Source organism: Brevundimonas sp. GN22 (assembly GCF_054824005.1).
Genome location: NZ_JSYD01000034.1, coordinates 33,077 through 47,141 on the forward strand (window position 1 = coordinate 33,077; position 14,065 = coordinate 47,141).

Genomic DNA, 14,065 nt, shown 5'->3' on the forward strand with positions numbered 1-14,065 from the left:
CCTGAGGATACTCGCGTCACTGGTGCCGACTGGAACTGGGCGAGATAAGTCCGCGTTCGAGACTGAGGAGTTGTGGGTTCTGCGGTGCCGTGGGCGGCGAGAGGGCATCCCGATGTTTATAGTTTCGGCACTGTTCTACTGCCTTGCCCAGCACCCGTTTCTGTCATGGGGCGCGATATTTCTATTAGGCAAGCTGGTGGCCTATCGAAACCTTGAATATGCGAGGGGGACGGACAACTTTAACCTCATACGGGCACGGGTTTCATACGCGTCGGCGTCGAGCGTTAGGATCAATCTGGGCGATACCGGCGGGACAGGTGTTGCCTATTACGGGCTGGATTTTAGCGTCGGCTATGCGTTCAACAATATCCTCGATGATACGACGCCACCTGTAGTCACCGCTGGACAGGCTTTCTCTTACGTTGAAGATCAGGCGGCAAACGCGACGGTCGCCACGGTCCTCGCAACAGACAATATCGGCGTAACGAAGTTCAGATTCGCCGACACTGGGACCCAGACCAGTTCCGACGGCATCTATGCCATCGATAATGCCGGTGTGGTGCGTCTGACCACGGTCGGCCGCCGCCGGTGTCGCGCAGAACGATTTCGACACTCTGCCCAACAGTTTCAACTATAATATTCAGGCATCGGACGCGGCGGATATCTGGTCCACGGCGGCTAGCGTCACCTTCAACATCACCGCTGCGGCCCCAAGGATAACCGGTCCCAGCGGAGGGGCGGGGGCGACTGCCTCGTCTGTGTCGGTGAACGAGAACCAGACGGCGGTCACCAGCCTGACGGCCAATCGCGCTGTGACGTGGACCATTAGCGGCGGTGCGGACGCAAGCAAGTTCATGATCAGTGCAACGGGCGTCGTCACCTTCGTCACCGCACCCGATTTTGAGGCACCGACGGATGCCGACAGCAACAATGTCTATGTGTTTGTCGCCACGGCCACCGATGCGGGTGGGCTAACGTCTTCCCAGACCGTTTCGGTGACGGTGCTGGACGTGGCGGATATCGCGCCTGTTATCACTGGTCCCGGTGGAGTAGCGGGTGCGACCGAAACCGAAATGTCGGTAAACGAGAACCAGACTTCGGTGACCACGCTGACATCCAGCGTACCGGCCAGTTGGTCGATTACGGGAGGCACCGATGCCGCCCGTTTCGCCATCAATCCGGCGACGGGTGTGCTGACCTTCGTTGCGGCACCGAGTTTTGAGGCCCCGGGCGATACCGATACTGCCAACACCTGTGAGGTTCAGGTTACCGCGACTGGCACCGATGGCCTGAAGTCCGTTCAGACCATCATGGTCAATGTGCTCAATGTGCCGGAGCCTGTGCCCGTGGTGATGGGCCCCAGCGGCGGCGCAGGCGCATCCGAGGCGTCCATTACGGTCGACGAGAACCAGACGGCGGTCACGACCCTGACAGCGGACCTTGCCGTAAGGTGGTCAATCACCGCAGGCGCGGATCGTAGCAAGTTCGCGATCAACGCCTCGAGCGGCGTGCTGACTTTCGTCGCCGCGCCCGACTACGAGGCCCCGACAGACGCGGATCGCGACAATGTCTATGTGGTCGAAGTCACCGCCACCGACGGCAATAATGAAACGGCTGTTCAGACGATCCGCGTGAGCGTGCGCGACCTGTCCGAGCCCGCGCCTGTGCTGACGGGTTCCAGCGGTGGTGCCGGCGCGGCCAGTTCGGCCATCTCCGTCAACGAGAACCAGACCGCTGTGACCACCCTGGCCGCTGATAATGCTGTCACATGGGTTATCACGGGCGGGGCCGATGCGGGCGAGTTCCGGATAAATCCGGCGACGGGCGAGATAAGCTTCGTCACGGCACCTGATTTCGAAGCTCCGAGCGATGCCAACGGCGACAATGTCTATCTGGTCGAGATAACCGCCACAGACAGCAACAACCTGTCTGCCGTTCTGACGGTAGCCATCACGGTCGAAGACCTGGATGACAGCGAACCGCAAATCACCGGTCCCGATGGTGCCGTGGGCGCAACGAGCTCCCTCATCATGCTGGAGGAGGGTGCGACACTTGTCACGACCATGCAGGCCAGCGAGCCCGTCATAGGGTCCTTGTCGGGCGGTAGCGACCAAGACCACTTTGTTATGGATGACAGCACCGGTGAACTGAGCTTCGTGAGCGCACCGAGCTATGAGACGCCGACCGATAGCGACAAGAACAAAACCTATGTCGTGGTCGTTCGAGCAACCGACGTGGCTGCCAACATCAGCGACCATACTCTGACAGTACAGATCACCGACGTGGATGAAGTGGCACCTCGCATCGCCATTATCGCCAAGGAGTTGAAGTCCGATCTACGTGGCTATGCCTTCAAGAGCCTTGGCGACATGCTGGCCTTCAACGAAGGGCTTTTTCGCGATACGGGCGACTGCATGGCTTCGGCGGCGCAGGGCACCGTCACGCCGGGTATGCACTTGAACGAGTTCAGTCAGGGGACGTCGCTGGACTGGGCAAAGACCCACTGCACGGCGCGTTATCGCGTCATTGCCAACGTTGGAGCCTCAATTGACCATGCGGATGGCGACTGGACCCGTCGTGGTCTGGCGTCAGTCCGCATCGAGAATGAATGGCGACAGGACCTGACCTTCGGTCTGGGCCTCATGGGCAGCTTTGCCAATAACGATCTGCCTTCGTTCGCCGACAGTTCAATCCGCGACCACTCTCTACAGATCAACGGCTATGTGAAGACGAAGCTGGCTGAAAACCTGAGAGCGGGCGCTTTCGTTGGTTTTGGCCGCGCTTGGTACGACTTCGATCTGCACCAGACGGGCTTCGACTTGTCGGGCAAGATGGTGGGCCATCGTCAGGTCTATGGCGCGATGCTGAGCGGGGACGTCGAGATCCGCAGCTTCTTGGTGACAACAGATTTGATCCTGTCCCGTGCGACAGAGGATTTGGGTCAGGCCACGTTGGTCGGCATGGTTGACGACGATGTGCGTCAGGTGATGTTCGAGGTCGGCGGCGTGGATATGACCCGTATCAGCATCCCTGTGTCCGGCGAGCTCCACATCTGGGGCAGTGATCCCAAGGGGTGGCAATCGACGCTGAGACTCAGCCCCGGCCTGTTGTGCTAGGACACCTCTGCCAACGATAGCGCGCTGACGTGTGGCTATCAGTTCGGGGGGCGTTTGATGACCAAGCGCGAGGGAGCGGGCGGCGGCTACCTCGATTATCGCGTGGAGTCCGTGGACCGTAGAACCCGGAACCTGATCGGTGTCGGCTATCAGTACACGTTCGGCCCCAATAACAATCTGGAATGGGCCTTCGACGTCATGGGCAGTGTGATGGAAGACCGACCGGATAGCCGCGCAATGGTGACCTTCCGCGCCCGCCAGTAGAGCGCCAGCAAAAAAGCCCTCCGGATCGTCCGGAGGGCTTTTCCTTTGACCTTATTGATACTGCGGCAGGCGACCGGTTTCCTGAACCGTGACCCAGCGGGTGACGGTGAAGGCGTCCACGCCCGCGTCACCCCCAAAGCGGCCATAGCCGGTGCTCTTCACGCCGCCGAACGGAGCCATCGGCTCGTCGGCAATGCCTTGATCGTTGACGTGGATGATACCAGTTTCAATGCGGTTGGCGACAGCCAGCGCCTCGGTCATGTTTTCCGAGATGACACCGCCGGTCAGGCCGTATTCGGTGTCATTGGCCAGATCGACGGCCTCGTCGACGTTGTCGACCACGTGGATCACGGTCGCAGGACCGAAAATCTCGCCATAATAGACTTCCATCTCCTTGGTGACATCGGTCAGGACGACAGGACGGATCAGGGTCTGTTCGTCGCCCTCGACATCGCCGGTGCCGGTGAGGACGGTCGCACCCTTGTCGATGGCGTCCTTCAGCAGGGCCGAGACGCGCTGGGCGGCGCGTTTATTGACCACCGGACCAACGAAGGTCGCCGGATCGGAAGGGTCGCCCGACGGCAGGGATTTGACGGCTTCGGTGAAGGCCGTGGTGAATTTGTCGGCGACTTCGCGCACGACGATCACGCGGTCGGTCGACATGCAAATCTGGCCCGAGTTCATGAACGAGCCGAACACGGCGGTCTTCACCGCATAGTCGATGTCTGCATCCTTGAGGACGACCAGCGGGTTCTTGCCGCCCAGTTCGAGGATGGCAGGCTTAAGGTATTTGGCAGCGGTGGTGCCGATGATGCGGCCCACGTGGGTCGAGCCGGTGAAGTTCACCAGACGCACGCGCGGGTCGGCGATCAGGGTCTCGACGATTTCGCCAGCGTCCTTGATGTCATTGGTGATGACATTCAGCGCACCAGCCGGAAGGCCCGCCTCCATCAGCACATCGGCCAGCAGCAGGCCGCACGAGATCGGGGCGTCTTCCGACGGCTTCATGACGACGGTGTTGCCGACGGCCAAGGGAATAGCGATGGCGCGGATGCCGAGAATGAACGGCGCATTCCACGGCGAAATCGCCGCGATGACGCCGTACGGCACCTTCTTGGCATAGGAGCTGACGCCCGGCATCTGGGTTTGCAGCACCTGACCGCGCGGCTGGGTCACAGCAGCGGCGGCTTCGCGCAGAATCTCGATGCAAAGCTCGACGTTGAACGCAGCCCAAGGACGGGCACCGCCGACTTCGGCAGCCATGGTGGCGACGGCGTGCTCGGCCTTGGCTTCCATGATGTCGGCAGCGCGCAGGAAGATCTTGCGGCGCTCATAAGGAAGCATGGCCGCCCAAGCGGGGAAGGCCTTGGCCGCAGCATTTACGGCGGCTGTCACATCGGCGGGGGTTGCGGCCGCGACCTTGGCGAAGACCTCGCCAGTCCACGGCGACACGTCGTCCGTCGTGGCATTGTTGGAGGAGGGAACTTCCTTGCCGCCAATCAGGAGGCCGCGGGTCAGATTGCTCATTGAATACTCCGGTGGGCGCGCATGCTTTACGGACATAGGTCCGCCCCTAACTAACCCGCGGGCGTTTGGGGCGTTCCCTGACCGCTAGGCGACCTAGGTCGGGTGTTTGGCGCTGTTGCAGCGGCTGTAGGCGAAATAGATACCGACGCCGACAATGTTCCAGATCAGGAACCACAGCAGGGTTTTCTGGGGCAGGCTGACCAGTAGATAGAGGCAGCCCGCGATAGAGACCGGACCAATGACCCATGCCAGCGGCGTTTTGAAACCGCGCGGCATGTCCGGCTTTTTGACACGCCAGACCAACATGCAGACTGCGACGAAAGTGAAGGCGACCAGCGTCCCCGCATTGGCCATGGCGACGATTTCACCCAGCGGGAGGAACAGGGCGATCAGGCCCACGACCACAGCGGTGAAGATGGTAATCCGCACCGGCGCACCGCTCTTTGACACATTCGCGAGCCCGCGCGGCAACAGGCCGTCACGCGCCATGACAAAGAAGATACGGCTCTGACCATAGAAGAAGGCCAGAATGACTGTCGGCAGGGTCAGTACCGCCGTGATGGCGAGGAAGCTTGCTGCAAAGGGTTGGTCAATCAGGCGCAGAATGAGCGCGAGAGGCTCGGGACTGTTGGCAAAGGTGGTGAAAGGCGTGCTGCCCAAGGCGGCAAGTGCGATAACGATATAAATCACGGCGCACGCCAGCATGGAGCCGATGATGCCGATGGCTAGATCGCGTTTCGGGTTCTTGGCTTCTTCGGCAGCGGTGGCGATGGCGTCAAAACCATAGAAGGCCGAGAAGATGATAGCTGCAGCGGCCATGATGCCGCGCTCGATGCCATCGGGGTTCATGGTACTGCCAAACCCGTACGGGCTGAATGGCTTCAGGTTTTCGGCGTTGAAGTGGGGCAGGGCAAACCACACAAACAGTGCCAGTGCCGACAGCTTTACAGCCACCAGGATCATGTTGATGGCCGCGCTTTTACCCGTGCCGATCAGCAGCACCCCTGCGATCATCGCAATGACCACGGCCGCGGGGATGTTGACGATGCCGCCAGCCGATGGGCCCTGCATCAGGGCCATCGGCAGACCTAGCCAGTCATGCAGCAGCGGTGCGGCATAACCGGACCAACTGACGGCTACGGCGCTGACCACGAGGCTATATTCCAGAATAAGGCTCCACCCCACCATCCATGCCAGAAGCTGGCCAAGCACCACGCGGGTATAGGTGTAGGCGCTGCCGGAGGCGGTAATCGTCGAGGCCATCTCGGCGTAGCACAGAGCACCGCAGGCGCAGACGAAGCCCGCAATCAGGAACGACACGAGCACCGCAGGGCCCGCCTTGTCCGCGCCAATGCCGATCAGCGTCAGAATGCCGGTGCCGACAATCGCACCCACGCCAAGGGCGATCAGGTGCGGCCAGCCGAGGGTTCGGGCCAAAGCAGGCGTGTCGGACGAGGGGGATGGATCGGTTTGGCCCATGGGGGAGGGGCTCCGGTACTGATAAGCGACTGAAAAAAAGAGGGGTCAGGTCTCGTCGGCACTCGCCAACAGGGCGCGCAGGCCCGGCGGGTGGTCACCGGCGATGGTGAGGTGCGGCGCGAGGTCCGCTTCCTGAAGTTTGTGAAGCCGGATTTCTCCAGCGAGCGCATAATGCTGCATCACGGAAAGATAGATGCTTTCGCTCCAAAGGCCGTGCAGGACTTTAGACGTATCGTGGCTGAGCAGGGCCAGCAGTTGTTCACTCGCATCCACAACCAGCCGCGTCTCGGCCCCAGGCCAGCGCCGCATGATGTCCTCCGAGGCGCGGCTGCGGGTAACGAGATAGGGACGCGGGCGCGCGTCCGGCTCTTCGTAAATCACGCCTTCCACCGTCACACCCCGACGTACCGCCTTGGCCAGCATGGGGGCGGCAAAGGCTTCGATCTGGGGGAACATGTCGAAAAGGATGACCTCGCGGGCACTGCCGATCATCTCCTCGCACCGTGCCCAGATGTGGTCGACCGAGCGCAGTTGATAAATGCGGTCTTCCGGCGTGTGCTGTTCCAACTGTGTTAGGGCGCTACGGGCGCTTGCAGCCTGTTCTGCGAGGCGGGCTTCCAGCGATTTGATCAACTGTTCGGGCGACACGGCACGGAACAGTCGCGGTTCTCCGCCGTCGTCTATGACGGCACCCTTTTGAGCCAGTGTGGACAGGGTTTTGTACGTGTTCGCCTGTGCCTTGCCAATGCCCTGGGCGATTTTATAACCGGTGGACGGTCCTGCCCTCAGCAGTTCGCAATAGGTCAGGGCCTCGGTCTCGGTGAAGCCCAGTGGCATCAAAGTATCTTCAGGCGTCATGGCTTCCCCAATTGCACAACACGCGGTCGTTGAACACGTGCCTCCCCGACGCGTTAGGATTACACATTTCTCATTTGACTAGTAGCGGGGGCTACTAGTTTTCTTGCCTGAAGTCCGCGTTTGGAACCATGAATCAGGGCATCGCCGCGTGCGGGCCTGTCGGGAGGAAGCAGCCGTGTCGTTGAAGTCATTGATGGTTGCGGCATCAGCCGCTTGTATTTTGGTGGCCTGCTCCGGGCCGGGCGCGATGACCACCAAGGGAACGCCCGAGTACGGAACCTTCGGGTTCGATACGGCCGGCATGGATCGTTCGGTCGCGGCCGGCGATGACTTCTTCACCTTCGCCAACGGTGCGTGGGTCAAGTCGACCAAGATTCCCGACGACAAATCCAGTTGGAACACCTTCTCGGTACTGGCCGAAAAATCCGACGCGCGGGTCAAAGACCTGATCACCCACGCGCGCGAGAACAAAGACCGCGACGCCGCGAGGGTCGCTGACTTCTACGTCGCCATCATGGACGAAGCCGCCATCGAGGCTCGTGGTCTGGCCCCGCTGAAGCCCGAGTTGGATCGCATTGCGGGGCTGTCCGACCGTGCTGCAGTGTCGTCCTATATGGGCTCGGTGATGCGCGCCGATGTCGATCCATTGAACGCGACCAACTATTATACGGATCGCCCGCTGGGTCTTTGGGTGGCTCAGGATCTGGATGATCCGGAGCGCTATATGCCGTATCTGATGCAAGGCGGTCTGGGCATGCCGGATCGCGACTACTACCTCGATCCGGCACCTCGGTTTGCGACCCTGCGGACCCAGTATCAGACGCACGTCGCCGCTATGCTGAAGCTTGCGGGCATGGACAATGCCGAAGCCCGCGCCGCCCGCGTTCTGGCTCTGGAGACCCGACTCGCCCGCTCGCACTGGTCGCAACTGGACACCGGCGATGTCATCAAGGCTAACAATACGTGGGCACGCGCCGACTTTGCGGCCAAGGCACCGGGCATGGACTGGAACGCCTATTTCCAGTCGGCAGGGTTGAACGGCGCATCGGCGGTCAAGGTTTGGCAGCCCGAAGCCATCACTGGACTGGCGGCCCTGGTCGGGTCCGAACCGATGGAGACGTGGAAAGACTATCTTGCGTTCCACGCGATCGACCGTGGTGCACCGCTACTGTCGAAAGCCTTTGTCGACCAGCACTTCAGCTTCCATGGCACGGCCTTGTCGGGCACGCCGCAACAAGCGGAACGCTGGAAGCGCGCCATTGCCATGACCAATGTGGCTTTGGGCGACGCTGTGGGACGCATGTACGTCGAGAAGTACTTCCCGCCCGAGGCCAAGGCCGAGGTCGAGCGCATGGTCGTCAACATCAAGGCGGCGCTGGCCAAGCGCATCGAAGCCCTGACGTGGATGACCCCCGCTACCAAGGCCGAGGCGCAAGAGAAGCTGAAGGCCATGCGTGTCGGCGTGGGCTATCCCGACAAGTGGCGTGACTATAGCGCGGTGTCGGTACGTGCCGATGATGCGTTCGGCAATGTCGAGCGCGCCAACATGGCCGAATACCAGCGCCAGCTGGCCAAGCTGCGCCAGCCGGTGGATCGCGGCGAATGGTTCATGGTCCCGCAAGAGGTGAACGCCTTGTTCGCGCCCAGCCAGAACTCGATCATCTTCCCTGCCGCTATTCTGGAGCCGACCTTCTTTGATCCGAATGCGGATTCTGCCGTGAACTATGGAGCCATCGGCGGCGTGATCGGGCATGAGATCACGCACGGCTTTGACAATCTGGGCTCGCAGTTCGACAGCCACGGCCGTCTGCGTGACTGGTGGACGCCCGCCGACAAGGCCCAGTTCACCCGCGCGACCGACATGCTGGCAGCCCAGTTCGATGACTATAAGCCGTTCGAGGATGCCAATGTGAACGGTCGTCTGACGCTGGGCGAAAACATTGCCGACTCGGCGGGGCTCCAAGCGGCATACGACGCGTGGAAACTGTCTTTGAACGGCAAGGAAGCCCCAGTCATCGACGGCTTTACAGGTGATCAGCGGTTCTTCCTTGGCTGGGCGCAGAACTATCGCAGCGCCTTCCGTGAGGCGGCATTGCGCAACCGCCTGCTGACGGACGTGCACGCGCCGGGTCCATACCGTGCCCAGACCGTGCGTAACCTCGACGCATGGTACGAAGCCTTTGACGTCAAGCCCGGACAGAAGCTGTATCTGGACAAGGCCCAGCGCGTTCCGGTCTGGTAAAGCCAGCGCTCCGATCTGGCGGGAAACCTGAAATTTTCAGTATTTCCCGTTAGATCGGAACCTCTACCGTTGTCGTATACGTTCATCACCTGTGACAACGGGTTAGTGGATTGCGGGGCAGCATGAAAATCAGGCGGAAACAGACAGCGTGGATCGTCGCGGGCGTGTGCGCCGCAGTGCTCGTCGGCTTTCTGGTCTGGAAGATGCAGCGCCCACCAGAAGTGACTGTCTTTGAAGTAAAACCTCAAACAATAGAGGTAGGGTTGTCGGTGGTCGGGCGCGCCCGTCCGGGGGATCTGGTGCAGGTTGCGTCTCCGAACCCCGGGCAGGTGACGCAGCTGTTTGTGGATGACGGCGATGTGGTCACCCAAGGGGCTGCGCTGGCCACCATTCGCGCGACGGTCGAACAGGCCGAGACAGAGGTAGAGGTGGCCCGCGCCGCTGCCGCCCGCGCTGAGGTCGCCGAAGCCCGCCTGAACTTCAGCCGCACCCAAACCCTGTATGAGCGCGGTTTCGCCGCCAAGGCCGCTCTGGATTCCGCCCGCGCTACGCTGCAGACCGCGGAGGCCAATCTGGCGGCAGCCAATGCCTCGGTGCGGGCGTCTTCGGAGCGCACGCGCGAATACACTATCCGGTCGCCGATGAATGGCGTCGTTCTGGTTCGTCCCATCGACAACGGGCAGGTTGTGACTGTTGGCGAGACCCTGTTCGAGTTGGGCTCCAACTCCGGAACCGAAATCCAGGCCGAAGTAGAGGAAGCCTATGCCGACACCCTGCGTCCGGGGATGCTGGCCCGCGCCGCTGCATCGGGCAGTGAGGCGATATTCACAGCGCGCGTCTCGGAGGTATCACCGCGCGTGAACTCCGCGACCGGTGCCCGTCTGATCAAGCTTATGCCGGAGGGGGGCAGCACGCTGTCTCCGGGGCGCTCTATTGACCTGACCGTCGTGGTCGACACCCGCCAAGGCGCGATTACCATCCCGCGACAGGCGGTCATCGACGCCACTGCCGCACCAAAGGTTCGCGTAGTGGACGCTGACAACACGGTGCGCGAACGACCGGTCATTATCGAGCGCTGGCCCTCGACGAACGCCATCATCACCGAAGGCTTGAAGGCCGGCGACCGGCTGGTCCTCGATCCGGCTGCGGTCGAGGTCGGCAAGACCATTCGTCCGGTCGTGGCAAGCGGACGCTGAGCCGGTGTTCGCGTTCAAGGTCGCCCGTCGATACCTGTTGTCGAACCCCAGCCAGACCCTGTTGTTGATCGCGGGGGTCGCACTGGGGGTGACGGTGTTCATCTTTATCACCGCTCTGATCGCAGGGCTGGAAGTTCGCCTGACCGAACAGGTTACGGGTGACAGTGCGCACGTCAGCATCGAAGCCCCGACGCGGGTAGCCCGAGTGCTGGGAGGAGAGGTGCCGGTCGAAAGTGTCGCGTTGGTGTCCACGCTCCAACGTAAACAAATCCGCGACTGGCCCATGGTCGTGGACCTTCTGCGAAATACGGACGGCGTATCGGCCATCAGTCCCCAGATTTCCGGGAGTGCGTTTCTGGTGAAGGGTGAGGCGGTCTCGCCCCTGTCGGTGCTGGGGGTGGAGCCGGACGGTGTGGATGCCATCTCCCAAATCACGTCCAAGATCGTCGACGGCACGGGCCAACTGCGGGCCGATGGCCTGCTGATCGGTGCCAAGATGGCCGAGGAGTTCGGCTTGCAGGCGGGGCAGGCGGTCCTACTGCGCACCGAGCGCGGCGTTGAACGTCAACTGACCATCAGCGGCATCTTCCGCACTGGTTTGCAAAGTTTGGACGAGCGGGTGGCCTTTATGTCGCTCCAGACAGCCCGCCCGTTGTTCGCCTTGCCGGAAGGCGTGACCAATATCGAGGTGAAGCTGAGCCAACCGGAAGACGCCCGCGACATGGCCAAGTTTCTGGGCGAGGCGACGGCGCTGCGTGTCACGCCGTGGCAGGAAAAGAACGAAAGCCTTGAGGACGCCCTCAAGGCGCAGGGCCAGACCGGTACCATGATCCAGGTCTTTTCCCTGATCTCCATCATCATCGGTATCGCCAGCGCCTTGGTGCTGTCGGCCTATCGCCGTCGCAGCGAGGTGGGGATTATGCGTGCCTTCGGGATTTCGGGCAGCTTTATCATCTGGGTGTTTTTGCTTCAGGGCTTGCTGATCGGTCTGGTCGGGGCGCTGGTCGGATGTGGAGCGGGCTACGGGCTGTGCGTGTATCTGGAAGGGATCACCAAGGCTGATGGCACCTCGGCTTTGCCTATAGCGCCGGAGCAGGGGGGCTATGTCGCCGCGCTGGTGCTGACGACGCTGGGTGCGGTGATCGCCTCCATCATTCCGGCGCGAAATGCCGCCAAGGTCGATCCGTTGGAGGCGATCCAGCAATGACCCATCTGCTGAAAGCCACGGGCATCAAGAAGTCGTTCCAAAACGGCGAGGAAGAGACGCTGGTGCTCAAGGGCATCGACGTCACGCTGGACAAAGGAGAGTTGACCGCACTGGTGGGCCAATCGGGGTCGGGCAAATCCACCTTGCTTTCCATCGTCGGCTTGCTGCTGCGTCCGACATCGGGCGAACTGGAAATCGCGGGCCAGCGGGTGGACCAGTTATCCGAACGCAAGCGCGCCTTGTTCCGTAACGAGCGCTTGGGCTTTGTCTTCCAGTTCCACCACCTGCTGCCGGACTTTACCGCGCTTGAGAATGTCGCTTTTCCAGCGGCGGCACCGGCAGGCGGCATCAGTCGCGAGATGCGCGAGCGGGCAGAGGAACTGCTGGGGCGAGTGGGTCTGAAAGAGCGGATCAACTTCCCTGCGACCCGCTTGTCCGGCGGTCAGAAACAACGCGTGGCGATTGCACGTGCCCTGATGAACAAGCCGGACCTGATCATCGCCGACGAGCCGACAGGCAATCTGGACCGCGAGTCAGCTGAAACGGTGTTGGAATTGATGCGCGAGGTAAATCAGGAGGACGGGGCGACCTTCCTGATCTGTACGCACGATCCTGAAATCGCACGCCAGTGCAAGCGGCGGCTGACGCTGGAAGACGGCCTGCTGAAAGCTGATGAGGTGATGGAAGGTGCCGAGAAATAGTTTTGTCTGGCGCGAGCCAAGGTCAGCTAAGCATTTGAAATGACGGCAGCGTATCTCGGATATATTTTAGATTTTCTGCATATCATTGTGGCCGGCAATCTCTCATAGCTGACCGGCAGTCTCTGGACGGCGTTTCTTCCCTCTGAACCTTCAGCGCGGGCGGCCCTCCCTCTATCCCTCTCGCCGCCCGCGCCGTTTTTTCTCAGTCGATGCACAGTGTCGGCTCGGCCACGCCGTTTTTGATTTCGGTCCGGCAGCCGAACCGGTCGCTGGTCGGGGCGCAGCGTCCCTGCACCTGACCCGATGCCGGAGTGTCCGAGGCTTCGGCCAGACAATCACCTTGGCACTGCGAAGCGTCGGTACAGACCTTGCCTGCATCGGTGAAGTTCAGCACGCAGCGGACGGTTTGGGCCCGCCCGACCGGTTTCATCGTGCCTCCGCGCGCGGCACATGCAGAGGCGGCGTCGTCCTGCGGGACCTGAGGGGGCGGGGTGGAGCACCCTGCCAGCACCAAGGTCCCAGAAATCAAAACGGCGCGGATCACTTCACCTGACCCTTGTCGAAGCCGGTCCAGCAGTCGTCGTAGTCGAGCTGCATCGTCGGCGATTGCTCGGCCCACGCTGTCGTACGGATCGGCATGCGGGTTTCAAACATGAAGGCGAGTGTGTTCTCGATCTTGTGCGGCTTGAGGTCGGCGTTGGTTGCGCCTTCCCACGAAGCCTGATCGGGGCCGTGGCCGCTCATGCAGTTGTGCAGCGAAGCGCCGCCGGGGGCAAAGCCGCCGGCCTTGGCGTCATAGGCTCCGGTGATCAGGCCCATGAACTCGCTCATGACGTTGCGGTGGAACCACGGCGGGCGGAAGGTGTCCTCGGCCACCATCCAGCGCGGCGGGAAGATGACGAAGTCGCAGTTGGCCGTGCCGACCGTATCCGACGGGCTGGTCAGGACGGTGAAAATCGACGGATCGGGATGGTCGAAGCTGACCGTGCCGATGGTGTTGAAGTTGGCCGTGTCATAGCGGTAGGGCGCATAGTTGCCGTGCCAGCCCACCACATCCAGCGGCGAGTGATCGAACGTCGTGGCCCACAGCTTTCCGCCGTATTTCTGGACGCACTGCGTCGGGCGATCCACGTCCTCGAACCATGCGACAGGCGTTTCAAAGTCGCGCGGATTGGCCAGCCCGTTGGCACCGATGGGGCCAAGGTCGGGCAGGCGGAACGGCGCGGCGTAGTTCTCGCAGATATAGCCGCGGATCGGGGCTTCCAACTCGATGCGGAAACGCACACCGCGCGGAATGACGACGATGTGGCCGGGGTTGGCCTCTATCACGCCCAGTTCGGTGACAAAGCGGTGCGCGCCTTCCTGCGGCACGAACAGCATCTCGCCGTCGGCACAGTAAAACACGCGGTCCACCATCGAACGGTTGGCGGCATACAGGTGAATACCGACGCCCGCGCCGCTTTCCGAACAGCCAT

General features: G+C 61.7%; 13 protein-coding genes. 7 read left to right on the plus strand and 6 right to left on the minus strand.

All coding sequences use genetic code 11. The features are described 5' to 3' along the window. The first annotated feature begins 112 nt into the window (after nucleotides 1-112). Nucleotides 113-637: a hypothetical protein gene (locus tag OB03_RS05570; RefSeq protein ID WP_461343467.1), complete on the plus strand. Its 525-nt coding sequence runs from the start codon at nucleotides 113-115 to the stop codon at nucleotides 635-637. A 3-nt stretch (nucleotides 638-640) separates the two neighbouring features. On the opposite strand, the gene OB03_RS05575 is transcribed toward OB03_RS05570, so the two are convergent. Then, nucleotides 641-826, minus strand: a complete 186-nt coding sequence (locus tag OB03_RS05575; protein WP_461343468.1) for a hypothetical protein — start codon at nucleotides 824-826, stop codon at nucleotides 641-643. A gap of 28 nt (nucleotides 827-854) precedes the next feature. On the opposite strand from OB03_RS05575, the gene OB03_RS05580 reads away from it, so the two are divergent. After that, nucleotides 855-3,116 carry a cadherin repeat domain-containing protein gene (locus OB03_RS05580; RefSeq protein ID WP_461343469.1) on the plus strand — a complete coding sequence of 754 codons (2,262 nt, stop codon included), beginning with the start codon at nucleotides 855-857 and terminating at the stop codon, nucleotides 3,114-3,116. 57 nt (nucleotides 3,117-3,173) lie between these two features. After that, complete coding sequence (locus tag OB03_RS05585; RefSeq protein ID WP_242914165.1) at nucleotides 3,174-3,380, plus strand: hypothetical protein; 207 nt, start codon at nucleotides 3,174-3,176, stop codon at nucleotides 3,378-3,380. 51 nt (nucleotides 3,381-3,431) lie between these two features. Here OB03_RS05585 and OB03_RS05590 read toward each other — a convergent pair whose 3' ends face one another. The 3 genes from OB03_RS05590 to OB03_RS05600 form a co-directional block, all read right to left on the minus strand. Continuing rightward, nucleotides 3,432-4,907 (minus strand): aldehyde dehydrogenase family protein, encoded by a 1,476-nt coding sequence (locus OB03_RS05590; RefSeq protein ID WP_461343470.1) that lies wholly within the window; start codon nucleotides 4,905-4,907, stop codon nucleotides 3,432-3,434. Between the two features lie 93 nt (nucleotides 4,908-5,000). Beyond that, nucleotides 5,001-6,386, minus strand: coding sequence for an amino acid permease (locus OB03_RS05595; RefSeq protein WP_242914163.1), 1,386 nt, complete (start codon nucleotides 6,384-6,386; stop codon nucleotides 5,001-5,003). A 45-nt stretch (nucleotides 6,387-6,431) separates the two neighbouring features. Continuing rightward, nucleotides 6,432-7,244, minus strand: a complete 813-nt coding sequence (locus OB03_RS05600) for a TrmB family transcriptional regulator (RefSeq protein WP_242914162.1) — start codon at nucleotides 7,242-7,244, stop codon at nucleotides 6,432-6,434. 247 nt (nucleotides 7,245-7,491) lie between these two features. Between OB03_RS05600 and OB03_RS05605 the strand changes: the two genes are divergently transcribed. The 4 genes from OB03_RS05605 (at nucleotide 7,492) to OB03_RS05620 (ending at nucleotide 12,590) form a co-directional block, all read left to right on the plus strand. Then, the gene (locus tag OB03_RS05605) at nucleotides 7,492-9,486 is read left to right on the plus strand and encodes a M13 family metallopeptidase (RefSeq protein ID WP_461343471.1); all 1,995 of its coding nucleotides are present in this window, start codon (nucleotides 7,492-7,494) and stop codon (nucleotides 9,484-9,486) included. A gap of 122 nt (nucleotides 9,487-9,608) precedes the next feature. After that, nucleotides 9,609-10,682, plus strand: coding sequence for an efflux RND transporter periplasmic adaptor subunit (locus tag OB03_RS05610; protein ID WP_461343472.1), 1,074 nt, complete (start codon nucleotides 9,609-9,611; stop codon nucleotides 10,680-10,682). A 4-nt stretch (nucleotides 10,683-10,686) separates the two neighbouring features. Beyond that, the gene (locus tag OB03_RS05615; protein WP_461343473.1) at nucleotides 10,687-11,889 is read left to right on the plus strand and encodes an ABC transporter permease; all 1,203 of its coding nucleotides are present in this window, start codon (nucleotides 10,687-10,689) and stop codon (nucleotides 11,887-11,889) included. Continuing rightward, entirely contained in the window at nucleotides 11,886-12,590 is a 705-nt protein-coding gene (locus OB03_RS05620; protein WP_461343474.1) for an ABC transporter ATP-binding protein, read from the plus strand. Before OB03_RS05615 ends, OB03_RS05620 begins: the two co-directional genes overlap by 4 nt. 202 nt (nucleotides 12,591-12,792) lie before the next feature. On the opposite strand, the gene OB03_RS05625 is transcribed toward OB03_RS05620, so the two are convergent. Together OB03_RS05625 and hmgA are read right to left on the minus strand one after the other, a co-directional pair. Continuing rightward, complete coding sequence (locus tag OB03_RS05625) at nucleotides 12,793-13,020, minus strand: hypothetical protein (RefSeq protein ID WP_461343475.1); 228 nt, start codon at nucleotides 13,018-13,020, stop codon at nucleotides 12,793-12,795. Nucleotides 13,021-13,130: 110 nt separating this feature from the next. Beyond that, a partial coding sequence (gene hmgA / locus OB03_RS05630; protein ID WP_461343476.1) for a homogentisate 1,2-dioxygenase occupies nucleotides 13,131-14,065 on the minus strand: 935 nt, incomplete at its 5' end.